Annotated in this window: 22 protein-coding genes; 12 read left to right on the top strand and 10 right to left on the bottom strand. The window is 72.7% G+C overall.

What is annotated here, in order from left to right; all coding sequences use genetic code 11:
• Positions 1-52: 52 nt before the first annotated feature.
• Positions 53-1,786, top strand: coding sequence for a DEAD/DEAH box helicase (locus tag GA0074692_RS17115; RefSeq protein WP_091645833.1), 1,734 nt, complete (start codon positions 53-55; stop codon positions 1,784-1,786).
• 133 nt (positions 1,787-1,919) lie between these two features.
• Here GA0074692_RS17115 and GA0074692_RS17110 read toward each other — a convergent pair whose 3' ends face one another.
• A complete protein-coding gene (locus GA0074692_RS17110) occupies positions 1,920-2,153 on the bottom strand; it encodes a DUF7455 domain-containing protein (protein ID WP_091463143.1) in 234 nt (77 codons plus the stop codon).
• A gap of 242 nt (positions 2,154-2,395) precedes the next feature.
• Entirely contained in the window at positions 2,396-4,000 is a 1,605-nt protein-coding gene (locus tag GA0074692_RS17105) for an RNA polymerase sigma factor (protein WP_091645831.1), read from the bottom strand.
• Positions 4,001-4,289: 289 nt separating this feature from the next.
• Here GA0074692_RS17105 and GA0074692_RS17100 point away from each other — a divergent pair, with 289 nt between their 5' ends.
• Positions 4,290-5,099 (top strand): inositol monophosphatase family protein, encoded by an 810-nt coding sequence (locus GA0074692_RS17100; RefSeq protein WP_091645830.1) that lies wholly within the window; start codon positions 4,290-4,292, stop codon positions 5,097-5,099.
• A gap of 114 nt (positions 5,100-5,213) precedes the next feature.
• On the opposite strand, the gene GA0074692_RS17095 is transcribed toward GA0074692_RS17100, so the two are convergent.
• Positions 5,214-5,735: a LytR C-terminal domain-containing protein gene (locus GA0074692_RS17095; protein WP_176738710.1), complete on the bottom strand. Its 522-nt coding sequence runs from the start codon at positions 5,733-5,735 to the stop codon at positions 5,214-5,216.
• Positions 5,736-6,173: 438 nt separating this feature from the next.
• On the opposite strand from GA0074692_RS17095, the gene GA0074692_RS17090 reads away from it, so the two are divergent.
• A complete protein-coding gene (locus GA0074692_RS17090; protein WP_088980060.1) occupies positions 6,174-6,470 on the top strand; it encodes a DUF4193 domain-containing protein in 297 nt (98 codons plus the stop codon).
• Positions 6,471-6,596: 126 nt separating this feature from the next.
• The gene (locus GA0074692_RS17085; protein WP_245730340.1) at positions 6,597-7,442 is read left to right on the top strand and encodes a hypothetical protein; all 846 of its coding nucleotides are present in this window, start codon (positions 6,597-6,599) and stop codon (positions 7,440-7,442) included.
• A 112-nt stretch (positions 7,443-7,554) separates the two neighbouring features.
• Here GA0074692_RS17085 and GA0074692_RS17080 read toward each other — a convergent pair whose 3' ends face one another.
• Positions 7,555-8,082, bottom strand: a complete 528-nt coding sequence (locus GA0074692_RS17080; protein ID WP_425413392.1) for a DUF3093 domain-containing protein — start codon at positions 8,080-8,082, stop codon at positions 7,555-7,557.
• Between the two features lie 89 nt (positions 8,083-8,171).
• Here GA0074692_RS17080 and dut point away from each other — a divergent pair, with 89 nt between their 5' ends.
• From dut to GA0074692_RS17060, 4 genes are all read left to right on the top strand, one after another.
• Positions 8,172-8,684, top strand: coding sequence for a dUTP diphosphatase (dut, locus tag GA0074692_RS17075; protein ID WP_091645825.1), 513 nt, complete (start codon positions 8,172-8,174; stop codon positions 8,682-8,684).
• A gap of 25 nt (positions 8,685-8,709) precedes the next feature.
• The gene (locus GA0074692_RS17070) at positions 8,710-9,399 is read left to right on the top strand and encodes a DUF3710 domain-containing protein (RefSeq protein ID WP_091653618.1); all 690 of its coding nucleotides are present in this window, start codon (positions 8,710-8,712) and stop codon (positions 9,397-9,399) included.
• Positions 9,400-9,526: 127 nt separating this feature from the next.
• Positions 9,527-9,907 (top strand): OB-fold nucleic acid binding domain-containing protein, encoded by a 381-nt coding sequence (locus GA0074692_RS17065; protein ID WP_091645823.1) that lies wholly within the window; start codon positions 9,527-9,529, stop codon positions 9,905-9,907.
• Between the two features lie 25 nt (positions 9,908-9,932).
• Positions 9,933-10,604, top strand: a complete 672-nt coding sequence (locus GA0074692_RS17060; RefSeq protein ID WP_091645822.1) for a DUF3159 domain-containing protein — start codon at positions 9,933-9,935, stop codon at positions 10,602-10,604.
• Between the two features lie 36 nt (positions 10,605-10,640).
• Here GA0074692_RS17060 and GA0074692_RS17055 read toward each other — a convergent pair whose 3' ends face one another.
• Positions 10,641-11,330, bottom strand: coding sequence for a potassium channel family protein (locus GA0074692_RS17055; RefSeq protein ID WP_091645820.1), 690 nt, complete (start codon positions 11,328-11,330; stop codon positions 10,641-10,643).
• Between the two features lie 2 nt (positions 11,331-11,332).
• On the bottom strand, positions 11,333-11,998 hold the full coding sequence (locus GA0074692_RS17050) for a potassium channel family protein (RefSeq protein WP_091653616.1): 666 nt from the start codon (positions 11,996-11,998) through the stop codon (positions 11,333-11,335).
• A 165-nt stretch (positions 11,999-12,163) separates the two neighbouring features.
• On the opposite strand from GA0074692_RS17050, the gene GA0074692_RS17045 reads away from it, so the two are divergent.
• Both GA0074692_RS17045 and GA0074692_RS17040 read left to right on the top strand, forming a co-directional pair.
• Complete coding sequence (locus tag GA0074692_RS17045) at positions 12,164-14,239, top strand: APC family permease (protein ID WP_091645818.1); 2,076 nt, start codon at positions 12,164-12,166, stop codon at positions 14,237-14,239.
• Positions 14,240-14,267: 28 nt separating this feature from the next.
• Positions 14,268-15,488, top strand: a complete 1,221-nt coding sequence (locus GA0074692_RS17040) for a class I SAM-dependent RNA methyltransferase (protein WP_091653614.1) — start codon at positions 14,268-14,270, stop codon at positions 15,486-15,488.
• 1 nt (position 15,489) lies between these two features.
• Here the strand turns inward: GA0074692_RS17040 and GA0074692_RS17035 are convergent, their stop codons facing one another.
• Positions 15,490-16,263 (bottom strand): tRNA(His) guanylyltransferase Thg1 family protein, encoded by a 774-nt coding sequence (locus tag GA0074692_RS17035; RefSeq protein WP_091645817.1) that lies wholly within the window; start codon positions 16,261-16,263, stop codon positions 15,490-15,492.
• A 77-nt stretch (positions 16,264-16,340) separates the two neighbouring features.
• Complete coding sequence (locus GA0074692_RS17030) at positions 16,341-16,859, bottom strand: HAD domain-containing protein (protein ID WP_091645816.1); 519 nt, start codon at positions 16,857-16,859, stop codon at positions 16,341-16,343.
• A gap of 98 nt (positions 16,860-16,957) precedes the next feature.
• Between GA0074692_RS17030 and GA0074692_RS17025 the strand changes: the two genes are divergently transcribed.
• Together GA0074692_RS17025 and dxs are read left to right on the top strand one after the other, a co-directional pair.
• Positions 16,958-18,145, top strand: a complete 1,188-nt coding sequence (locus GA0074692_RS17025) for an anhydro-N-acetylmuramic acid kinase (protein ID WP_091645815.1) — start codon at positions 16,958-16,960, stop codon at positions 18,143-18,145.
• Between the two features lie 49 nt (positions 18,146-18,194).
• On the top strand, positions 18,195-20,150 hold the full coding sequence (gene dxs / locus GA0074692_RS17020) for a 1-deoxy-D-xylulose-5-phosphate synthase (protein ID WP_091645813.1): 1,956 nt from the start codon (positions 18,195-18,197) through the stop codon (positions 20,148-20,150).
• A 70-nt stretch (positions 20,151-20,220) separates the two neighbouring features.
• Here dxs and GA0074692_RS17015 read toward each other — a convergent pair whose 3' ends face one another.
• Positions 20,221-21,249 carry a hypothetical protein gene (locus GA0074692_RS17015; RefSeq protein WP_141725319.1) on the bottom strand — a complete coding sequence of 343 codons (1,029 nt, stop codon included), beginning with the start codon at positions 21,247-21,249 and terminating at the stop codon, positions 20,221-20,223.
• Positions 21,250-21,299: 50 nt separating this feature from the next.
• Positions 21,300-22,493: a hypothetical protein gene (locus GA0074692_RS17010; RefSeq protein WP_091645811.1), complete on the bottom strand. Its 1,194-nt coding sequence runs from the start codon at positions 22,491-22,493 to the stop codon at positions 21,300-21,302.
• Between the last annotated feature and the right edge of the window lie 14 nt (positions 22,494-22,507).

The raw sequence follows: 22,507 nt of genomic DNA, 5'->3' as shown, positions 1-22,507 counted from the left end.
CCCGTGGCCCCCGGCCGGGTCCCGCCTACGGCGGTCGGAGAGGAGCGGTTGCGTGGCTGCCCGGTTGCCGGCGATCGAGACGTTTCCGCCACTGCGTGCCTGGCAGCGCAAGGCCCTGGTGGAGTACCTGCGCCGCCGGGATCCCGACTTCACGGCGGTCGCCACCCCCGGCGCGGGAAAGACCACCTTCGCCCTGCGGATCGCCGCCGAACTGCTCGTCGACGGCACCGTCGACGCGGTCACCGTGGTCGCCCCCACCGAGCACCTGAAGACCCAGTGGGCGCAGGCGGCGGCCCGGGTCGGCATCCAGCTCGACGCCGCCTTCCGCAACGCCGACGTGCACTCCTCCGCCGACTTCCACGGTGCGGTGGTCACCTACGCGCAGGTGGGGATGGCCCCCCACGTGCACAAACGGCGCACTCTGACCCGGCGCACCCTGGTCATCCTCGACGAGATCCACCACGCCGGCGACTCCCGTACCTGGGGCGACGGGGTGAAAGCGGCCTTCGAGCCCGCCGTACGCCGGTTGATGCTCACCGGTACGCCGTTCCGCTCCGACGACAACCCCATTCCGTTCGTCACCTACGAACGGGGCGAGGACGGCCTGCAACGCTCCCGGGCCGACTCGGTCTACGGCTACTCCGAGGCGCTGCGCGACAACGTGGTCCGGCCGGTGCTGTTCCTGGCGTACTCGGGGGAGACCCGGTGGCGCACCAACGCGGGGGAGGAGTTGGCCGCCCGGCTGGGCGAGCCGATGACCCAGGACCTGGTCGCGCAGGCCTGGCGGACCGCCCTCGACCCGGCCGGTGACTGGATGCCGCAGGTCCTGCGCGCCGCCGACGCCCGGCTGACCGTGCTGCGCGAAGCGGGGATGAGCGACGCCGGTGGGTTGGTCATCGCCACCGACCAGCAGACCGCCCGCTCGTACGCCAAGCTCATCGAGCAACTGACCGGGGAGAAGGCCGCTGTGGTGCTCTCCGACGACGTCGGCGCCTCGGCCCGGATCGCCACCTTCTCCGCGTCCGACCAGCGCTGGCTGGTGGCGGTGCGGATGGTCTCCGAGGGGGTCGACATCCCCCGGCTGGCGGTCGGGGTCTACGCGACCAGCGCCAGCACGCCACTGTACTTCGCCCAGGCGATCGGTCGGTTCGTCCGGGCCCGTCGCCCCGGGGAGACCGCCTCGGTCTTCCTGCCGAGCGTGCCGCACCTGCTCGGGCTGGCCAGCGAGATGGAGGCCGAACGGGACCACGTGCTCGGCAAGCCCAAGGACCGGGAGGGCTTCGACGACGACCTGCTGGAGCGGGCGCAGCGGGACGACCAGGCCAGTGGCGAGTTGGAGAAGCGTTTCGCGGCGCTCTCCGCCACCGCCGAACTGGATCAGGTGATCTTCGACGGCGCGTCGTTCGGCACCGCCGCCCAGGCGGGCACCCCGGAGGAGGAGGAGTACCTCGGTCTCCCCGGTCTGCTCACCGCCGACCAGGTGGCGGTGCTGCTGAACAAGCGGCAGGCCGAGCAACTCGCCGCCCAGCGCCGGCGGGCAGCCGCGCGGGCCGCCGAACCGGCCGCTGCCGCGCCGTCGCCACCGCCGCCACCGATGAGTGCCGCCCAGCGTCGGGTGGCCCTCAGACGGCAGCTCAACGCCCTGGTGGCCGCCCGGCACCACCGTACCGGCCAGCCGCACGGCAAGATCCACGCTGAGCTGCGTCGGCTCTGCGGTGGCCCACCGAGTGCCCAGGCCACCATCGAGCAACTCGAGGAGCGCATCGCCACCGTGCAGACCCTCTGACAGTGAGGATGCAGGAGCGGATCACCCGGCGGGTCTGACTCGCCCTCTGACGGGGCGGCGCCAGGACCCGGACAAACGAGAGGACCGGGAGCCCTCGGTGGGCTCCCGGTCCTACGGTATGTCGGGTTTGCGGTTAGTTTGCCATCAGATCGGCGCCACGCCAGGTGAACTCCGGGTCCGTCGCGTACCGCACGGTGATCTTCACCAGATCCTCCGCGTACTTGTTCGCGTGGTGCCCACAGAACACCAGCTCGCTCCCACCAGCCAGAGTGATGCGGAGCTTGCCGGCAGCATTGCAGCGGTCGCACCGTTCATCGGCGGCTGGGGGAGCCACCGTCTCGGGCGGCGGCGTGAGGGTCGGGGTCATCGCCTTCCTCCTCTGGTCGTCACCGATGAACACTCTCGTCGGTCATTGCTCACCTATCGTGCAACACCCTTGCCGGGCCCTGCCTTCCCAGTGTGCCCGCGGGGGACCGGGGTCACACATGGGGGACAGTGTGCCGTGCACCAAGGGTGCCACGTCAACGATCACAATCGTGCAACCGCCCGGTCGCCGGGGCGTGTTGTACGTCTGGTGATCAAACCGACACCGTTGGTTGACGGAATTGCTCAGTCCAGGTAGTCACGCAGTACCTGGGACCGGGACGGGTGCCGGAGCTTCGACATGGTCTTGGACTCGATCTGCCGGATGCGCTCCCGGGTCACCCCGTACACCTGGCTGATCTCGTCCAGCGTCCGGGGCTGACCGTCGGTCAAACCGAAGCGCAGCCGCACCACGCCCGCCTCCCGCTCGGAGAGCGTCTGCAGGACCTGCTGGAGCTGGTCCTGGAGCAGCGAGAACGACACCGCGTCGACCGCGACCACGGCCTCCGAGTCCTCGATGAAGTCACCGAGCTGGCTGTCCCCCTCGTCACCGATCGTCTGGTCCAGGGAGATCGGCTCCCGAGCGTACTGCTGGATCTCCAGCACCTTCTCGGGTGTGATGTCCATCTCCTTGGCCAGCTCCTCCGGGGTGGGCTCGCGGCCCAGGTCCTGGAGCAGCTCGCGCTGGATCCGGCCGAGCTTGTTGATCACCTCGACCATGTGCACCGGGATGCGGATGGTGCGGGCCTGGTCGGCCATGGCGCGGGTGATGGCCTGGCGGATCCACCAGGTGGCGTAGGTGGAGAACTTGTAGCCCTTGGTGTAGTCGAACTTCTCGACGGCGCGGATGAGGCCGAGGTTGCCTTCCTGGATGAGGTCGAGGAAGGCCATGCCGCGTCCGGTGTACCGCTTGGCGAGGGAGACCACCAGCCGCAGGTTCGCCTCCAGCAGGTGGTTCTTGGCCCGCTCGCCGTCCCGGGAGATCCAGCCCAGGTCGCGCTGCATCTCGCGAGTGAGCTTCTCCTCGCCCTCCTCGGCGGCGCGCAGCCGCTCCGCGGCGTAGAGCCCCGCCTCGATCCGCTTGGCGAGCTCCACCTCCTGCTCGGCGTTGAGTAGCGGGACCTTGCCGATCTGCTTGAGGTACGCCCGGACCGAGTCGGCGGACGCGGTGAGTTCGGCGTCCCGACGCGCCTGCTTGAGCGCCTCGGACTCCTCGTCGTCCCACTCGAAGTCGTTGTCGCTGGCGGAGCTGGCCGCGTCGGCCGCGGCGGCCTGGGCCAGCTCGGCCGGCTCCTCGACCACCACGTCCTCGATCTCGGCGGCGAGTTCCTCGGGATCGATGTCGCCCTCGGGCCCCTCGCCGCCCTTGGCCTTGGTGGCGGCCTTGGCCGGGGCGCCGGCGGCAGCCGTCGCCTTGGTGGCCCGGGTCGCCTTGGCGGCCTTGGCCGGCGTGGCCTTGGCGGCCCCCTCGGCGGTCGCGCCGGCCGCCTTGCGGGCGGTGGCCTTACGCGGCGCCGGGGTCGCCGCCTCCTCGGCGGCGGGAGCCTGCTTCGGCGCCGGGGCGGTCGTCTTCTTGGTGGTCTTGGCGGTGGTGGCCCGGGACGCCGGTGTGGCCGATCGGGCGGCGGCGACCCGGCGGCGGGTGCTCGCCGAACCGTCGACCACCACGGTCACGCCCGCGTCGGAGAGCGCGCGCAGGATCTTCTTGGCCTGGGCCGGAGTCACCTCAGCGGACTCGACGGTGCGCGCGAGCTGGGCCGACGTCAACTGGCCACCGGCGCTCTGCGCGTGGGCGATCAGCGTGTCGGTGAGCGAGCGTACGTCGGCGCCGGTGTGGCGGGGTTCTGTCACGAATGACCTTCCGGAGGCGATGAGCGAGCACGGCCGGGTTCGTCCGGCGCAGCAGGGGGCACCGCGTCGGGCGATGTGGTTGAGGGACCCCCGTGTCCCGGGCCGGCCGATCGTCTGGCGGTCCGTGGCGCGTGGGCAGGGGTGAATTGTAACGCCGTCTGCGGCGATCATCCTGCGCCGCACGGCGTACCGGCGGTCGACGGCCGCGAAATTGGCGAACTTGTGGACTTTGTAAGGATGATACTCGCGGGCGCCACGGGGACGTCCCGGACGTGCGGAAGGGGACGCCATGGGCTCGGTGACGTCGGAGGAACTGCTCGAGGTCGCCGTCGGGGTCGCCCGGACGGCGGCGGAGACGGCCTACCGGATGTGGGGTGAGGGGGTCGCGGCGGTCGCGACCAAGAGCACCGCCACCGACGTGGTGACCGCTGCCGACCGGGCGGTCGAGCGGCAGGTCACCGAGGAACTGCGCCGGCTGCGTCCGGAGGACGCGGTACTGGGCGAGGAGTACGGCGAGGGCCGGTCGGCCACGGCGGGCGGCGTCCGCTGGATCGTCGACCCGATCGACGGCACGGTCAACTACCTCTACGGCCTGCCGTACCACGCGGTCTCCCTGGCGGCCGAGGTCGACGGTCGGGTGGTCGCCGGCGTGGTCCGCAACATCGCCACCGGCGACGAGTGGACCGCGACCCTGGGGGGTGGCGCGTTCCGGGCTGGGCAGCGACTGCGCTGTTCCACCGAGACCGATCTCGGTCAGGCGCTCGTCGCCACCGGCTTCGGCTACGACCCCGCCCGCCGGACACACCAGGCGCGGGTGGTCGCCGGGCTGATCCCGTACGTGCGGGACATCCGGCGGATGGGGGCCGCCGCGATCGACCTCTGCATGGCCGCCGAGGGACGGATGGACGTGTACTACGAGAAGGGGCTGGCCGCCTGGGACATGGCTGCCGGCGCGTTGGTGGGCACCGAGGCGGGGCTGCGGGTCACCGGGCTGCGGGGGCTTCCCCCGGGGCCGGACATGGTCGTCGCGGCGCCCCCCGCCCTGTACGACGCGCTGCACGACCGGCTCGCCGACCTCGACGCCTCCGGCGGTCCATGACCGCCTCCGGGCGGAGGGCCGGCCGGGGTCAGGCCGTGCTCCGGTTCCGAGCCGGGGCGGCTGCTCGGCCCCGGGCAACGGCGTGGTGGTCGTTGCCCCGGGGAACCGGGCCGGCTACTTGTCGACGGGGGCGGGGCAGCTGTTCTCGGGGGCCTGGGGCGAGCCGAGGTCGCCGAGGGACTGGTTGACCTCGGTGGTGGTGGCGAGCTGCTGGAAGGAGTTTCCGATCACCACGTCCACGATGTCGTCCTCGCGCTTGGCGTCGTACTCGTAGACGGCCTGGTTGAGGAAGTACGCCCGCAGCAGGTGGGCCGAGCCCACCCCCTTCGGTCCGTAACGCAGCACGGCCACCTCGTCGACGGACCGCTTCTGCGGGTCGTTGGCGGCCTTCTTCACCTGGAACTTCCGGTTGCGGAAGTCGTCGGCCACGCTGGCGGCCTGGCCCGCCGTCGCGGTGGCGTTGTAGACGTTGATCTTGACGTCCTTGGACTCGCGCAGGGTGACGTCGGCCAGCGGCCACCCCGCCGGGCAGCCCTTCGCGGCGCCGGCGTCGCTCTGGGTGTCCTTCACCAGCGCCACCACCGCGAACACCAGGGCGAAGATCGCCAGCAGACCGACGACAACGAGTGCTCGCACTCGCGCAAAACTCATCTGGGCGCTCCCCGAGGAGAAGAGGGACGAGGACGGCCCGCGACGGGGCGGCCGTACGGGCGGGCCGTCGGGTACGCCGCTGAGGCTATCGGTTGTCCGGCCGACGCGTGGAAACAGCCGGACATGCCGGCGTGCCGACCGGCGAGCGGGTACTACTACCCCTATCTTCGTGTCGCCTGAATCACATTGGGAACAACTTTGGGGACGAGGGCGTACATCCATGCCACGAGGGCGGTATACATGCCTCGCCCAGAGGGGGGTAAGGTACCGCGCTCGCTGGGGGAAGTTCCTCCGGCAAGTTCCGATCCGACCGACCGTCGGGTCGGATGACCGACACTGTGGTGGCCGGCCAGCGGAACCGGGACAGCGTCGTCCGGCGTGACAACCGGATAGCGACCATATCGAAATGGGAGAGTGAAACCGATGGCCACCGACTACGACGCCCCGCGTCGCGACGAGGTCGACCTCGGCGAGGACAGCCTGGAAGAGCTCAAGGCCCGGCGGGTCGACTCACAGTCGGGCGCCGTGGACGTCGACGAGGCGGAGGTGGCCGAGAGCTTCGAGCTGCCCGGCGCCGACCTGGCCGACGAGGAGCTGACAGTCAAGGTGCTACCGATGCAGCAGGACGAGTTCCGGTGCGCCCGCTGCTTCCTGGTGCACCACCGAAGCCAGCTCGCCACCGAACGCAACGGGGAACTGATCTGTCGCGAGTGCGTCTGATCGGAGCCGGCGACGCCGGCTGAGCGACGCGGGACGCGGTCGTCGTGCGTCGCTGTGCGGGAGCTGCTTCACTCGGTGACGAGACGGGTATCTCCCGGCCGGCGGACGACGCAGGAGGGCGGCGGCATGAGCGGACGCGAAACGGAGCCGGGCCCGACCCCGAAGCCGGCGACCACGGCGGGGTCGGGCCCGTCGCCCGACGGCGGACCGGGGGGCCCGTCGGCCGGCGACGAACTGGGGGCGACCGTCGCGGCGCTGACCGCCGACGACCTGCCACCCAAGCAGCGTCGACAACTGCTGACCCGGCTGGTCTCCCAGGCTCGGGCCCGGGGACTGGCCGACCTGTTCAAGCCCAGGGCCGCGCTGCGCTGGGTCACCGACACGGTCGGCGAGATCGCACCGTACGTGCCGGTGCGGGACCTGGCCACGCTGCGCCGGCACCACGCCGGACTGGACGGCGACGCGCTCGCCGAACGCCTGGTCCGCAACGCGTCCCGGGCGACGGCGGGGGTGGGGGCGGCCGGCGGTGGCGTCGCCGCCGTGGAGTGGGCGGTCACCCCGACCCTGCTCTCCGCGCCGGTCCTGCTGGCCGCGGAGACGGTCGCCGTGGTGGCGATCGAGCTGAAGCTGATCGGCGAACTGCACGAGGTCTACGGCGTCGCGTTGCCCACCGCCGGCACGCAGCGCGCGGTGGCGCTGGTGCAGTCCTGGGCCACCCAACGGGGCATCAACCCGACGGCACCGGGCGTCGGGGTGGCGGCGGTGCTCGGCACGGCCGCCCGCAAGGAACTGCGGGACAGTCTGCTCAGGCGCTTCGGCCGCAACCTGACCACGCTCGCCCCGTTCCTGGCCGGCGCGGCGGTGGCCGGCTACCTCAACCGGCGCGCCACCCGCACGGTGGGCGACCAGATCCGTGCCGACCTGCGCCGACAGCGGAGCGTGCTGCCCGGCCCGCCGCCGGCCGCTCCCTGACCGACGCCGGCGTGGTCGGCCGCCCGGTCGGGCACCCGCTCGTCGACCGTGCCGGTCGGCCGGCCTCACCGGCGGCGACCGCCCTGCCGCCTACCTGGTGACCGTCGACACCTCAGCCGACCGTCGGCTCGGCCTCGGCGGGGACTGTCCCCCGCCGGCCGGTGGCCACGTCCCTGGCCGCCAGCAGCGCTGCCGCGAGTTGTACCGGGTGCCGGGTGCTGACCACCCAGAACGGGGTCGGGTCGGCCGGGTCGTCGAGCAGCACCTGTACCGCCCCGCTGATCCACGGCCGCTGCACCACGAAGGCGAGCGGATCGGCTCCCACGCCGAGCACCTCGCGTCGGCCGTCGGCGTCCAGCGGCACCACGTCGGCGACGAACCGCACCGGCAGCCGGGCGTCGTCCACCCGTAGCTCGCCGTCGGCGACCGCGACGCGGATCCGCCCCAGCCACCACAGCCCGGCGGCGGTGGCCGGCAGGAGCACCGCGAACGGCAGCCAGGCCCGGTGGCCGGACGCGCCCATCCAGATCTCGGCGGCGAGCAGCACGCCGACCGCCAGCCCACCCAGCCAGAGCCACCACGGCAGGGTGAGCCGCTCGGCGTGCGCGCCGGGCTGACGGGGCGGGGAGGAAGGCGACAGGCTCACAGTCCGAGGGTACGGCGCGGCGCGGGCGCCCGAACCGGCAGGATGGCAGGGTCACCGGAGCGAACCGGAGGAAGAGGCGAGACGTGAACGACCCCGTACCCGTACCCGTACGGCAGCTGGACCCGCGGCTGCCACTGCCGGCGTACGCCCATCCCGGCGACGCCGGGGCCGACCTGGTGGCGGCCGTCGACGTCGAACTGGCGCCCGGCGCCCGGGCCCTGGTGCCCACCGGGGTGGCCCTGGCGCTGCCCGCCGGGTACGTCGGCCTGGTGCACCCGCGTTCCGGACTCGCCGCCCGGCTCGGCGTGACGGTGCTGAACGCTCCCGGTACGGTCGACGCCGGTTACCGGGGTGAGATCATGGTCAACCTGATCAACCACGATCAGGTGAGCCCGGCGAGGATCTCCCGTGGCGATCGGATCGCGCAGCTCGTTGTGCAGCGGGTGGAACGGGTCGAGTTCCACCCGGTGACCGAGCTGCCCGACTCCCGTCGCGGGACCGGTGGACACGGGTCGACCGGCGGGCACGCCGGCCTCGTCCCGCCGCCGGCCGACGGTGACCGGGCGGGCGAGCAGACGGAAGAGGTGGCACGGTGATTGTGGACAGCGGAGGGTGGACGCAGTGATCTTCTCCCGAAAGCGGGCCGGTTCCGGGCGCAACGCCCGCGACGAGCGGGCCGCCGAATCCCGGCTCGGGCCGGACACCGAGGAGCCGACCGCGAGCACGCCCGCCCGCGGCCCGTACGACATCTCCGAGATGTCTGACGACGTCCAGCGGCTCGACCTGGGCAGCCTGCACATCCCGGCGGTGGCCGGGGTGGAGGTACGGGTGCAGGCCGACCCGCAGGGCGTGGTCCAGCAGGTCGTCCTGGTGCACGGGGAGAACGCGCTCCAGCTCGGCGTCTTCGCCGCACCGCGCAGCGAGGGCATCTGGGACGAGGTGCGTGAGGAGATCCGGCAGTCGTTGTTCAACGACGGGGCCGCCGCGCAGGAGATGCGGGGGGAGTACGGCACCGAGCTGCGGGCCCGGGTACGCACCCCGGACGGCATCACCGACCTGCGGTTCATCGGTGTGGACGGCCCGCGCTGGATGGTCCGGGGCGTCTTCCAGGGCGCGGCGGCGGTGGACCCGGCGGCGGCCGGCCCGCTCGCCGAGTGCCTCGACGGGCTGGTGGTCGACCGGGGACAGGAGGCGAAGCCGGTCCGCGAGCCGCTGCCGCTGCGACTGCCCCGCGAGGTCGCCGAGCAGCATCAGGCGCAGGCAGCGGCGCAGGCCGCAGGGGCATCGCCGGACGGCTCCGGCGAGGGCTGACCAGCTCCGACCGACCGGCGGCACCAGGCGGCCCGGCCGTCGGCGTACGCTGACGGTACGGGCCCCGCTGTCGGGGTCCGCCCCAGTACCGGACCGCCGGCCGTGTGGAGAGGGTGACGCGGAGGTCATGGTGACCGACGAAGGTCGGGTGTCGCTGCGTCGCCTGCTGCGCCGGCTCACCGCCGACGAGGCCGAGATCGAGGCGCAGGAACTGCGCCGGGAGAGCGCCCAGTGCGGCGGCATCCCCGCGCGGCAGTGCCGGCGCGGGCAGGTCGTGTCGGTGTCCGGCCGATTGCGTACCGTGGTCTACACGCCCCGGACGAACCTGCCGACCCTGGAGGCCGACCTCTACGACGGCAGCGACGTGGTGACCCTGGTCTGGCTCGGCCGCCGGCACATCGTCGGCATCGAGCCCGGCCGGCACCTCACCGCGCGGGGGCGGGTGGCCGTGCGGGACGACCGTAAGGTCATCTACAACCCGTACTACGACCTCGAGCCGCCACGGTGACGGGCGCCGACCGGAGGACCCGCCGATGACCACTGGACAGCAGCCGGCCGCCCCGCCGCAGGACGAGACGCCGGACGAGGAACGCCTGCCGACCATCGCCGAGCAGATGGCCGACCAGCTCGGCGGCTGGCGCGGACTGGTCGAGTCCAGCGTGCCGGTGGTCGTCTTCGTGGTGGCCAACATCGTCACCGACCTGCGGCCGGCGATCATCGCGTCGATCGGGGTGGCGCTGGTGATCGCCACGCTGCGACTGGTCCAGCGTCGACCGATCCGACACGCCGTGAACGGCCTCTTCGGCATCGCGATCGGCGCGGCGGTCGCCTGGCGTACCGGCGACGAGAAGACCTTCTACCTGCCCGGCATTCTCTACGGCATCGGGTACGGGCTGGTGCTGCTCGGCTCGGCCGCCCTCCGGCAACCGCTGGTCGGCTGGATCTGGTCGGTGCTGGCCGCCGGCGGCAAATCCGAGTGGCGGCGGGACCCCCGGCTGGTGCGGACCTTCACCTGGCTGACCGTGCTCTGGGGCGTGGTCTGGCTGGCCAAGGTGGGCGTGCAGGCGGCCCTCTACCTCGCCGACATGGACACCGCCCTGGGCATCGCCCGGCTGGCGCTCGGCTACCCGCCGTACGCGTTGCTCCTGCTGATCACCGTCTGGGTGGTCCGCCGCGTGACCCACCACCCCGCCCCCACCCCCTGACCCCACGCCCCGCCGCGCCAAGGGGGCGGAACGGGGTCAGTGGCCGTTGCGGGTGCGTTCGACGCTGTCCGGGCCGAGGACGACCGCGCGGACCGCGTCCTCGACCTCGGCGGTGCAGACGAAGACCAACTCGTCGCCGGCCTCGATCGGGTCGTCCGGGCTGGGCACCAGCACCCGCCTGCCGCGCACGATGGCCACCAGCGCGCTGTCCCGGGGCAGCGGCACGTCCCGTAGCGGCTGCCCGACGTAGGGAGCGGCCGGGGGCAGGGTGATCTCGACCAGGTTCGCCTCGCCCTGCCGGAAGGTCATCAGCCGGACCAGGTCACCGACGGTGACCGCCTCCTCGACCAGGGCGGCCATCACCCGCGGCTTGCTCACCGAGACGTCGACCCCCCACTGCTCGGTGAAGAGCCACTCGTTCTCCGCGCGGTTGACCCGGGCGACCACCCGGGGCACCGCGAACTCGGTCTTGGCCAGCAGGGAGACCACCAGGTTGACCTTGTCGTCGCCGGTCGCCGCGACCACCACGTCGCAGTCGGCGATCTCGGCCTCCTCGAGGCTGCTCAGCTCGCACGCGTCCGCCAACACCCAGTCGGCGCCCGGCACCCGGTCCGGCCGGAGCATCCGGGGCTGGCGCTCGATGAGCATCACCTGGTGGCCGTTGTCGATCAGCTCCTGGGCGATCGAGCGGCCCACGTTCCCCGCCCCGGCAATGGCGATGCGCATGCTCAGTGCCCTCCTTCCGGCGGGGCCACGGCCACCGCCGTGACCGTCGCCGCGATGTCGTCGGTGACCAGCATGAAAAGTTGGTCGCCCTCCTGCACCACCGTGGAGGCGGTGGGCAGGGTGCCGATGCCGAAGCGGGTCAGGTACGCGGTGCGCGCGCCGGTCGCCCCCTCCAGCGTTCGCAACGGCCGGCCGATCCAGCCCTTGTGGGTCGGCACCTCGATGATCGACACGGTGCTGGTCGGGTCGCGGAAGATCTCCACGTTCCCCTCGGGGACCAGGTGCCGCAGCATCCGGTCCGCGGTCCACCGGACGGTGGCGACGGTGGGGATGCCGAGGCGCTCGTAGACCTGCGCCCGGCGTTGGTCGTAGATCCGGGCGGCCACCCGGGCCACCCCGAACGTCTCCCGGGCCAGCCGGGCGGAGATGATGTTGGAGTTGTCGCCGCTGGAGACCGCCGCGAAGGCGTCCGCCCGTTCGATGCCGGCCTGGCGCAGCACGTCCCCGTCGAACCCGGCGCCGGTCACGGTGGTCCCGGCGAAGTCCGGACTGAGTCGCCGGAAGGCGTCGGCGTCCTGGTCGATGACCGCCACCGAGTGTCCCCGCGACTCCAGGTTCTGGGCGAGGGTCGAGCCGACCCGGCCGCATCCCATGATCACGACATGCACGGCGTCCCTCCCGAAGGTGCGCACCCCGCCCGCCGAAGGGCGCGGTCGTCTGTGAGCCTGCCATGTTCCCCGCCGGGACGCGGAGGAGACGGTACCCGGCCGGGGCGCGGGCGGCGACCAGCCACCCCGGGCCGTCGGCCCGCGTTGGTCGTACGCTTACCGGTTGTGGCCCGTTCCACCTCGCTGCTGAAGCGACTCCTCCTCGGTCGTCCGTTCCGGTCCGACCGGCTCCAGCACACCCTGTTGCCGAAGCGCATCGCCCTGCCGGTCTTCGCCTCCGACGCGCTCTCCAGCGTCGCGTACGCCCCCGACGAGATCCTGCTGACCCTCTCCATCGCGGGCGCGTCGGCGTACCTCTTCTCCCCGTGGATCGCCTTCGCGGTGGTCGTGGTGATGCTCACCGTGGTCGCCAGCTACCGGCAGACGGTGCACGCCTACCCCTCCGGCGGCGGCGACTACGAGGTGGCCACGGTCAACCTCGGCCCCCGGTTCGGCATCGGCGTGGCCAGCGCGCTGCTGGTCGACTACGTGCTGACCGTCGCGGTGTCGGTCTCCTCCGGGGTGGCCAACCTGGGCTCGGTGATCCCGTTCGTCGCCACCCACAAGGTGCTCGTCGCGGTGACCGCGGTGGCGCTGCTCACCGCGATCAACCTGCGCGGCCTGCGCGAGTCGGGCACGGCCTTCGCCATCCCCACCTACGGCTTCATCATCGTCATCGTCGGCATGATCCTCACCGGCCTGGTCCGGGTGTTCGTGCTCGGCCATGACCTCCGCGCGCCGAGCGCCAGCCTGGAGGTCGTCGCCGAGTGGAGCGACACGACCGGGTGGGCCATGGCCTTCCTGCTGCTGCGCAGCTTCTCCTCCGGCTGCGCGGCGCTCACCGGCGTGGAGGCGATCTCCAACGGGGTGCCGGCGTTCAAGCAGCCGAAGAGCCGCAACGCGGCCACCACCCTGCTGCTGCTCGGTACGGTCTCGGTGGCCATGCTGGTCGGCATCGTCTGGCTCGCCCGGTTGACCGGCCTCCAGTTCGTCGAGGACCCGAAGCTGCAGATCGTCTCCGGCCCCGAGGGGTACGTCCAGAAGACGGTGGCCGCCCAGCTCGGCGAGACGATCTTCGGCTCCGGGTCGGTGCTGCTCTTCGTGGTGGTCGGGGCGACCGCCCTGATCCTCTTCCTGGCCGCGAACACCGCCTTCAACGGCTTCCCGGTGCTCGGCTCGATCCTCGCCCAGGACCGGTTCCTTCCCCGGCAGTTGCACACCCGGGGAGACCGGCTGGCCTTCTCCAACGGGATCCTCTTCCTGGCCGTCTTCGCGGTCGTGCTGATCGTCGGCTTCCAGGCCGAGGTGACGAAGCTCATCCAGCTCTACATCGTCGGGGTGTTCGTCTCCTTCACCCTCTCCCAGGCGGGCATGATCCGGCACTGGAACCGGCTGCTGCGTACCGAGCGGGACGCCCAGGCCCGCCGCCGGAAGGTCCGCTCCCGGGCGATCAACGGTTTCGGCATGGCGTTGACCGCGACCGTGCTGGTCATCGTGCTGATCACCAAGTTCCTCCTCGGCGCCTGGATCGCCATTGCCGCGATGGCGGTGATCTACGGACTGATGGTCGCCATCCGGCGGCACTACGACCGGGTCGCCGTGGAGCTGACCCCGGACGAGGGCCGGCCCGTGCTGCCCGCCCGTAACCACGCGGTCGTGCTGGTCAGCAAGCTGCACCAGCCGACCCTGCGGGCGGTGGCGTACGCGCAGGCCACCCGGCCGGACTCGCTGACCGCGGTGACGGTGAACGTGGACGACAAGGACACCCGCGTCCTCCAGGCCGAATGGGAGCGGCGGGCCGTGCCGGTGCCGCTGACCGTGGTCGACTCCCCGTACCGGGAGATCACCCGGCCGATCCTGAACTTCGTCGCCTCCATCCGCCGGGAGTCCCCCCGCGACGTGGTCACCGTCTTCATCCCCGAGTACGTGGTCGGCCGCTGGTGGGAGAACCTGCTGCACAACCAGAGCGCGTTGCGGCTGAAGACCCGGCTGCTCTTCGAGCCGGGGGTGATGGTGACCAGCGTGCCCTGGCAGCTCGCCTCGTCCCGGGGCAAGAACCTGACCCGGTTCGACGAGACGTTGAGCCGGGGGCCGGCCCGGGGCCCCCGGGTGGCCCCGCGCAGCACGTTGCCGCCGACCCTGCCGCCGGCGCCCACGGCGGCTCCCCGCGAGAGACGAGGCCGGGAGGCTGACGGTGAGTGACGTCGACATCGAGCAGGAGGACGTCCGGATGGGGCCTGAGGAGGCCGAGCGGATCGAGTTGACCGTCGGGGCGGTCGCCCCGGGTGGGCACTGCGTGGCGCGGGTCGACGGGCAGGTGGTCTTCGTCCGGCACGCGCTCCCCGGCGAACGGGTGCTCGCCGAGGTCACCGAGGTGCACCGGGGGTTCCTCCGCGCCGACGCGGTGACCGTACTGGAGGCGGCGGCGCAGCGGGTCGAGCCGCCCTGCCCGTACGCGCGGCCGGGGCGCTGCGGTGGCTGCGACCTGCAACACGTCGCGCCCGAGGCGCAGCGGGAATGGAAGGCGTCGGTGGTGCGCGAGCAGCTCACCCGACTCGGCGGCCTGACCGGCGCGGAACTGGACGCCCTCGACGTCCGGGTGGCGGCGCTGCCCGGCGGTCCGCTGGGCTGGCGGTCCCGGGTCCGGTACGCGGTCGACGCGGCCGGTCGGGCCGGCCTGCTCAAGCACCGCTCGCACGAGGTCGTGCCGGTCGACCGCTGCCTGATCGCCCACCCGGCCATCCAGGACCTGCCGCTGCTGGCGGTCAGCGGCACCCGGTGGCCGGAGGCGGAGGCGGTGGAGACGATCGCCAGCACCGGCGGGGACGTCGCCGTCACCGCGTTCGCCGAGGGGGTCCCCACGCCGGTGCGCGGGCCGGGCACGGTCCGCGAGGTGGCCGTCGGCCGGGACTGGACGCTGCCGGCCACCGCCTTCTGGCAGGTCCACCCGGCCGCGGCGGACACCCTGGTCACGGCGGTGCTGGAGCTGCTCGAACCGCGTATCGGGGAGACCGCCTGGGACCTCTACGGCGGGGCCGGCCTCTTCGCCGCCGCGCTCGCCGACCGGGTCGGCCCGACCGGCCGGGTCACCCTGGTCGAGTCGGCCGAGGAAGGCGTCCGGGCGGCTCGGGAGAACCTGGCCGACCTGGACCGGGTGGAGGTCGTGGCGGCCCGGGTGGAGACCGCGCTGGCCCGCCGACGGATCACCGGCCCGGTCGACGTGGTGGTGCTCGACCCGCCGCGCTCCGGCGCGGGCGCGCGGGTGGTCCGCGACCTGGTCGCCGCCGGGCCGCGCGCGGTGGCGTACGTCGCCTGCGACCCGGCCGCCTTCGCCCGGGACGTGCGGACCTTCACCGGGGCCGGCTGGCGGTTGGCCGCCCTGCGCGGCTTCGACCTGTTCCCGATGACCCAGCATGTGGAGCTGGTGGGTCTGCTGGTCCCGGCTCGGTGAGCTACGAAGTGACGACCGGCACCGTCGAGGCGAGAAACCCATCGACCTCCGCGGTGAAGCGCGGCGCGGGCACGACCTCCCACCACGACCGCAGCGCCCGCACCGTTTCCACCTGCTGGGTGCGTTTGTGGGTGAACGTCACCTCCCGCTCCCCGGACACCTTCACCACCACCCGGCCACGCTTGCAACCATCCGGATAGTCGTCCCAGTTGATGCCCTTCTCCGACCACAGCAGCTCCTGCATCTGGCCGGTGGTCACCCCGTGCAGCCGTTTGTGGGAGAACTGCGCCTGGGCGGCCATGGTGATGCTGTTACGGACGCAGTCCCGCTGCCGCCAGACGAAGTAGTTGGCGACCTCGTGCGGGTCGGCGATGGTGAACACCCGCGAGTCGAACAGCGCCAGCGCGGTCTGCTCCGGGCGGCGACGGGTGAGCGCAGCCGAGGCCAGCGCCGCCGACACGGACACCATCTTCGCGGCCACACCACCGAACCACGGCTGCGTTCCGGCCGTGGCGAAGTCGCAGGCAAGCACGCTGATCTCGTCGGACTGGGTGTAGGCGATCACCGCGCCGGCTATCTCCTCGCACAGCAGTGCCGCGACGGCGTCCATGTCTTCCATGAACTGCTGGTCGTAGGGTTTGGCGGCCCCGCGTAGATAGGAGTGGAAGGCCCTCCCATCCACGCGGATGATGGTGTAGGTGCGGCGGGGCAGGACGGTGAGGGTGGCTTGCTCGTAGGACTTCATCCGGTCACCGAGGCCGTCGGTGTTGGTCATGGTTCCGTCCGTTCAGGGATGGGCGGTGAGGGACAGCAGCCGGGGATGCTCGGCAGCGACGGGCCAGCGGCTTCCGGCTAGGCGTCCCCGGTTGACGGGTTTCGGGCGAAGATCTCGATCTCGTTGAGGTGCCTGCGGCGCAGCCCGTGACTGGTCGCCGGGCGGATCAGCAACGCCCGGCCGTGCGCGGTCAGTTCGTCGTACACCGGTCCGCCGGTGGGTACCTCCAGGTCGTCGGTCCAGACCAGCCGCCGTCCGTCGGCGAGCACCTGGCGGGCGGCGGCGAGCTTCGCCGCAGACGCCTCGGCGTCCCGGAACGGTGCGGTGAACGCCCGACGCAGGGCCGGCAGGGCCCAGAGCCGTTCCAGGAGATCCGCCTCGGCGCACCAGGTGGTGCACCAGACCACCTCGACCACGCCGTCCCGGTGCAGGTCGTGGATGCGGTCGATCAGACCGGGCGCCCAGCAGAAGCGGTACGCGTAGCTGTCGGCGGCGGACCAGACCTGGTGCCGGTCCGGCACCCCACCCCAGGCGGGGCTGGTGACGTTGAGGACACCGTCCACGTCGAGGAGCCAGATCGGCGGTAGGGCGGTCACGGTCGATGCTCCCGGGTGTCTGAGGGCGTCCCGCCGGCTGGGGCGGGGTGCGGTCGATCATCGCAGCGTCCGACAACCCAGGGTCTAGGCTGCTCGGCATGCGCGCGCTCACCATCGTGGGACTGATGTCGGGCACCTCGTACGACGGGGTGGACGTGGTTGCCGCCGAGTTCACCCTCGACGGGGAGACGCTGCTGCTGCGCCCCCTCGGACACCGGGGACTCGACTACGACGACGAACTGCGTACCGGGATCGGCTCGCTGCTGCCACCGCAGGCCACCACCATCGAGGCGGTCTGCCGGCTGGACAACCGGCTCGGCGAGGTGTTCGCCGAGGCGGCGGCGGTCGGCGTGGAGCTGGCCGGCGGCCGGGCCGACCTGGTCGTCTCGCCGGGGCAGACGGTCTTCCACTGGGTCGAGGCGGGGCAGGTCCGGGGCACCCTGCAACTCGGCAGCCCGGCGCGGGTGGCCGCCCGGGTGGGCGTACCGGTGCTGAGCGACCTGCGTAGCGCAGACGTCGTCGCCGGCGGGCAGGGCGCGCCCCTGGTGCCGGCCTTCGACGCCCTCCTGCTCGCCGACGCGGCGGCCAGCGGGCCCCGGGCGGCGCTGAACCTCGGCGGCATCGCCAACCTCACCGTGGTCGCGCCGGACGCCCCGCCGCTCGGCTACGACATCGGCCCGGCGAACGCCCTGCTGGACGCGGCGGCCCGTCGCCTGCTCGACGCGCCCTGCGACGTGGACGGGGCGAGGGCGGCGGCCGGGCGGGTGCACCCCGGACTGCTGGACCTGCTGCTGGCCGAGCCCTACTACGCCGCGCCGCCGCCCAAGTCGACCGGGAAGGAACTCTTCCACGCCGACTACCTGGACGACCGGCTCGCCGCGCTGGGCGGGCCGGTGCCGGTCGACGACGTGTTCGCCACGCTGACCGAGCTGACCGCCCGGACCGTGGCCGACGCCTGTGACCGGCACGGCGTGCGCGAGGTCGTCGCCGCCGGGGGCGGGGTGCGCAACCCTACCCTGCTGCGCCGGCTGGCCGCCCTCGGCGACGGGCGGTGGCGGCTGCGCACGACCGACGAGCTGGGGGTGCCGGCGCAGGCCAAGGAGGCGTACGCGTTCGCCCTGCTCGGCTGGCTCTCCTGGCACGGCCTGCCCGGGGCGGTGCCCTCGGTCACCGGGGCGCGGCGGGCCGCGGTGCTCGGCTCGTGGACCCCGTCCGGGCCGGCCCGCGTGGCCGTCGTCACCCCGGCCCCGCGTCGGCTGCGGGTGACCGACGACCGGTTTAGCTGAGTTACGGCCCGGACTGCGTACTGTGTGTCGGCCGATAGACTCATCGGTCATGAGTGTTGAAGAGGACACGGCCAACCACAGCCGGCTACTGGCCACGGTGCACGGTCCGCAGGACGTCAAGCGGATGTCGGCCGAGGAACTCGACATCCTCGCCGCCGAGATCCGGGACTTCCTGATCGCCAAGGTCTCCCGCACGGGCGGGCACATCGGCCCCAACCTCGGCGTGGTGGAGCTGACCATCGCGATGCACCGGGTCTTCGACTCCCCGCGCGACCGGCTCCTGTTCGACACCGGGCACCAGGCGTACGTGCACAAGATCCTCACCGGTCGGCAGGCCGGCTTCGACCGGCTGCGGCAGCGCGGCGGCCTCTCCGGCTACCCGAGCCAGGCCGAGAGCGAGCACGACCTGATCGAGAACTCGCACGCCTCCACCGCCCTCTCCTACGCCGACGGGCTGGCCAAGGCGTACGCGCTGCGGGGCGAGAAGCGGGCCGTGGTGGCCGTGGTCGGCGACGGCGCGCTGACCGGCGGCATGTGCTGGGAGGCGCTGAACAACATCGCCACCGCCGGGAACCCCCTGGTGATCGTGGTCAACGACAACGGCCGGTCCTACTCGCCGACCATCGGCGGGCTCGCCGACCACCTCTCGTCGCTGCGGCTCAACCCCGGCTACGAGAAGATCCTGGACACCGTCAAGGACGCCCTCGGCTCGACCCCGCTGGTCGGCCGGCCGATGTACGAGGTGCTGCACGCGGTCAAGCGCGGCATCAAGGACGCGGTCGCCCCGCAGGCGATGTTCGAGGACCTCGGCATCAAGTACGTCGGCCCGGTCGACGGCCACGACGTCGGCGCGGTCGAGTCGGCGCTGCGGGCGGCGAAGAACTTCGGCGGGCCGGTGATCGTGCACGCGGTCACCCGCAAGGGCTACGGCTACCGCCCCGCCGAGGAGGACGAGGCGGACTGCCTGCACGGCCCCGGTGGCGCGTTCGACGTCGAGACCGGCAAGCTGGTCGCCGCCCCGTCGGTGAAGTGGACCCACGTCTTCGCCGACGAGCTGGTCGCGATCGCCGACGAGCGGCCCGACGTGGTGGGCATCACCGCCGCGATGGCCGAGCCGACCGGCATCGCCAAGCTGGCCCGCAAGTACCCGGAGCGGGTGTACGACGTCGGCATCGCCGAGCAGCATGCGGCCACCTCGGCCGCCGGCCTGGCCCTCGGCGGGCTGCACCCGGTGGTGGCGGTCTACGCCACCTTCCTCAACCGCGCCTTCGACCAGGTCCTGCTGGACGTGGCGATGCACAAGCTCCCGGTCACCTTCGTGCTGGACCGGGCCGGCGTCACCGGCCCGGACGGGCCGAGCCACTACGGCCTGTGGGACATGTCGGTCTTCGGGGTGGTGCCGGGCCTGCGGATCGCCGCGCCCCGGGACGCCGCCACGCTCCGCGAGGAGCTGCGCGAGGCGGTGGCCGTCGACGACGGCCCGACCATCGTCCGCTTCCCGACCGGTGCGGTCGCCGCCGACCTGCCCGCCGTGCGCCGGGTCGGCCCGGTGGACGTGCTGGCCGAGTCGGCGCGGACCGACGTGCTGCTGGTCGCGGTCGGCTCCTTCGGCCAGCTCGGCATGGAGGTCGCCACCCGGGTCGCCGAGCAGGGCTACGGGGTCACCGTGGTCGACCCGCGCTGGGTGCGCCCGGTCCCGGCGGAGCTGGTCGAGCTGGCCGCCGCGCATCGGCTCGTGGTCACCGTCGAGGACGGCGTCCGTACCGGTGGCGTCGGTAACGCGCTGGCCCAGGCGCTGCGCGACGCGGACGTCCGGGTCCCGTTGCGCGACCTCGGCGTACCGGCCGACTGGCATCCGCACGGCACCCGCGCCCAGATCCTCGCCGACCTGGGCCTGACCGCGCAGGACGTGGCCCGCGACGTCACCGGCTGGCTCTCCAACCTGGACGACGCGGCCGGCGAACCGGTGCGGCTGCCTGCGGGCGACCTCCGTTCGCCGAACTGACCGACACCGGCCGGCCCGCGCTCCCGTTCGGGGTGTGGGCCGGCCGGCGTCGTGCTGACCGGGGCGCCGGTCAGCCGCAGGTGCCGCTGACGGTGAACCAGCAGGCGGTGTGCGGCGAGGTCTTGAAGAAGCGGAGTAGCAGGTTGCCCACCTTCTGCCGGCCGCTGGTGGACGGGTGGGTCCCGTCGGTGACGAAGTCCGACCGGGCCCAGGTGAGTCCGTCGGAGCGGGGCTGGAGGCCGTTGGCCCACAGGTACGGCCCCCAGGCCGTCCAGGCCGCGGTGCTGGTGTAGTTCAGGTCACCGGCCCGGGGGTGGATGCCCCCGCCGGCCATCTGGTTGATCTGGGCCTGGATCGTCCACTTGACACCGAAGCCCGTCTCGTAGGCGTACGGTTCGGGGTTCAGGGTGGTGGTGGCGTAGCCGCCGTAGATCCGGCTGGAGAAGAAGACCTGCTGCACGTTGGGGTAGCGCTTCTTCACCGTGCGCAGGATGTCGCCCTGCTGGGTCACGAGTTGGTGGGCGTCGGCGTTCGGGTCGGGCAGGGACACCCTCGGGTTGGCGTTGGCGACCTTCACCCAGACCACCTGGACCTGCCGTTCGGTGAGGCCGAGCGGGGCGAGCCTGGTGTCCCGGACGCGGTCGTAGTTGGGGTCGGTCGGCGCGTCCCAGGTGTCGGCGGTCTGTCCACCCGAGGCCCCGTCGACGATAGCCAGTCGGTCGTGGTCGACCTGCGGGTCGGCGGCGGCCTGACCGATGAAGGAGTACGGCGCGCAGGTCCCGCCGGACGCGCCGCAGAACTCCTGGGTGGTGTTGGACATGCCGATGGAGAGCAGGACGTACTTGCCGGTGGCGCTCGGCTGGCCGGCGGTGTCCAGCGGGCGCACCCGCAGCGCCCGCTCGACCCCGACGTTGTGGTGGGCGGTGGGCATGGTGTTGCGGCCGGTGGGATACAAGCCGCCCTGGAAGCCGAGATAGCTCCCGGTGCCGAGGTCGTTGATGGGCAGGGGGCCGGCGGCGTGGGCGGCGGGCGGACCGGTGACGGCGATCGCGGCGACGGCAACCAGCACCGCGAGCACCCGGCGAGCATGGATAGTCATGCCGCCAAGGTAGGGCTTGTATCGGCCAATATCAATGGATCGGCCTGTCGTCAGCGGCCGCTGACCGACCGGTAGTAGGTGCGGTCGGCGTTGGCCAGGCTGAAGGTCTGGTTGGACTCCGGCTGCGGCACGACCACCAGGCCGGGACGGTCCACCAGTCGCCGGGTACCCGGCGGGGTGGATAGGGAGGTCGTCCGGCTGGCCCGCCAACTCAGCACCACCAGCGGCTGCCCCGGCACCGGCAGCACGTACGTCTGCAGAGTGCTCGTCCGGTCGGCGGGGGAGACCACGGCCGGGCCCCCGTCGGGGGACCGGTGCACCAGAGCCGTCATCGGGCCGGCCTCGCTCTCCCAGGTGAGCTGCTTCAGCTCGGACGACGTGCCGCCGCCGAGGCTGATCTCGCCCAGCACCCGGGCGCTGACCTGCTCCATCGGCCAGGAGCGCGGGACCGACTCCGGGGCGTCCCGGTCCCGCAGTCGTCGGGGCACGCTGACGAACGGGCCGTCCTCCCCGGCGAGCTGACAGGTGTCCAACCCGGCCAGAGCCCGTCGGCCGGTGCCGGAGCCGTCCCGGACCAGCGGATAACGGGGCTGCTCGGTGGCCGTACCCAGGTCGAGCAGGCGGTCCGCGGCCCGGCCGCGCGGCAGGGACTCGGTGGCCCGCAGCGTGGCGGTCACCGGGACGGCCGCGCAGGCCGGGACGGCGACCGGCCCGGTGAGACCGTCGGTGACGGTCAGCGGCTGGCCGTCCGGTCCGAGCAGGCGCTCCACCCGGGCGGAGGTGAGGTAACGGCGTTCGTCGCCGAGCTGCACCGGAAGTACGTCGGCGTAGACCAGGTAGCCCGGGTCGGTGTACTCGACGGCCCGGGTGACCGCGTACCGCGACCCCTCAGCGGTGAGCTGGAGCAGCCAGGAGGCGCTCTCCCCGGGGACATCGGCGGCGACCAGCGCCAGCCGCGTCCCGCCGACCTCGCCGGCCCAGAGGATCCCCGAGGTGGACAGGTGCACCCGGTCGTCGACCGGTGAGCGCCAGTCGCGGACCGCCTCGGTCACGGCAGTCGTCACCGCGGCGTCGGCGACCAGACCGCCACGTGCCGGCCACACCTCCAGCGCACCGTCGAGGGTGTCGTAGCCGACCGGGAGCCGGGCCTGTTGCCGTTGGGCGACCGGCCCGCAGCCGGCCGCCGCCAGGGTCAGGGCCAGCAACGCCGTGACCGTCCTGCCGCGCCAGCGGGCTGAAGCCACGTGTACGCCCCCGA

The organism is Micromonospora pallida, assembly GCF_900090325.1.
Classification (GTDB): Bacteria; Actinomycetota; Actinomycetes; order Mycobacteriales; family Micromonosporaceae; genus Micromonospora; species Micromonospora pallida.
The sequence above is the reverse complement of the archived record's forward strand: the minus strand, read 5'-3'. Positions and strand labels throughout refer to the sequence as shown.

Excerpts from the sequence above, each read along its gene's own strand:
- GA0074692_RS17085 (WP_245730340.1), top strand. The coding sequence starts at position 6,597 with ATGAGCGGACGCGAAACGGAGCCGGGCCCGACCCCGAAGCCGGCGACC.
- GA0074692_RS17035 (WP_091645817.1), bottom strand. The coding sequence starts at position 16,263 with ATGACCAACACCGACGGCCTCGGTGACCGGATGAAGTCCTACGAGCAA.
- GA0074692_RS17015 (WP_141725319.1), bottom strand. The coding sequence starts at position 21,249 with ATGACTATCCATGCTCGCCGGGTGCTCGCGGTGCTGGTTGCCGTCGCC.
- GA0074692_RS17060 (WP_091645822.1), top strand. The coding sequence starts at position 9,933 with ATGACCACTGGACAGCAGCCGGCCGCCCCGCCGCAGGACGAGACGCCG.
- GA0074692_RS17110 (WP_091463143.1), bottom strand. The coding sequence starts at position 2,153 with ATGACCCCGACCCTCACGCCGCCGCCCGAGACGGTGGCTCCCCCAGCC.
- GA0074692_RS17090 (WP_088980060.1), top strand. The coding sequence starts at position 6,174 with ATGGCCACCGACTACGACGCCCCGCGTCGCGACGAGGTCGACCTCGGC.
- GA0074692_RS17025 (WP_091645815.1), top strand. The coding sequence starts at position 16,958 with ATGCGCGCGCTCACCATCGTGGGACTGATGTCGGGCACCTCGTACGAC.
- GA0074692_RS17055 (WP_091645820.1), bottom strand. The coding sequence starts at position 11,330 with ATGCGCATCGCCATTGCCGGGGCGGGGAACGTGGGCCGCTCGATCGCC.
- GA0074692_RS17065 (WP_091645823.1), top strand. The coding sequence starts at position 9,527 with ATGGTGACCGACGAAGGTCGGGTGTCGCTGCGTCGCCTGCTGCGCCGG.
- GA0074692_RS17040 (WP_091653614.1), top strand. The coding sequence starts at position 14,268 with ATGGGGCCTGAGGAGGCCGAGCGGATCGAGTTGACCGTCGGGGCGGTC.
- GA0074692_RS17100 (WP_091645830.1), top strand. The coding sequence starts at position 4,290 with ATGGGCTCGGTGACGTCGGAGGAACTGCTCGAGGTCGCCGTCGGGGTC.
- dxs (WP_091645813.1), top strand. The coding sequence starts at position 18,195 with ATGAGTGTTGAAGAGGACACGGCCAACCACAGCCGGCTACTGGCCACG.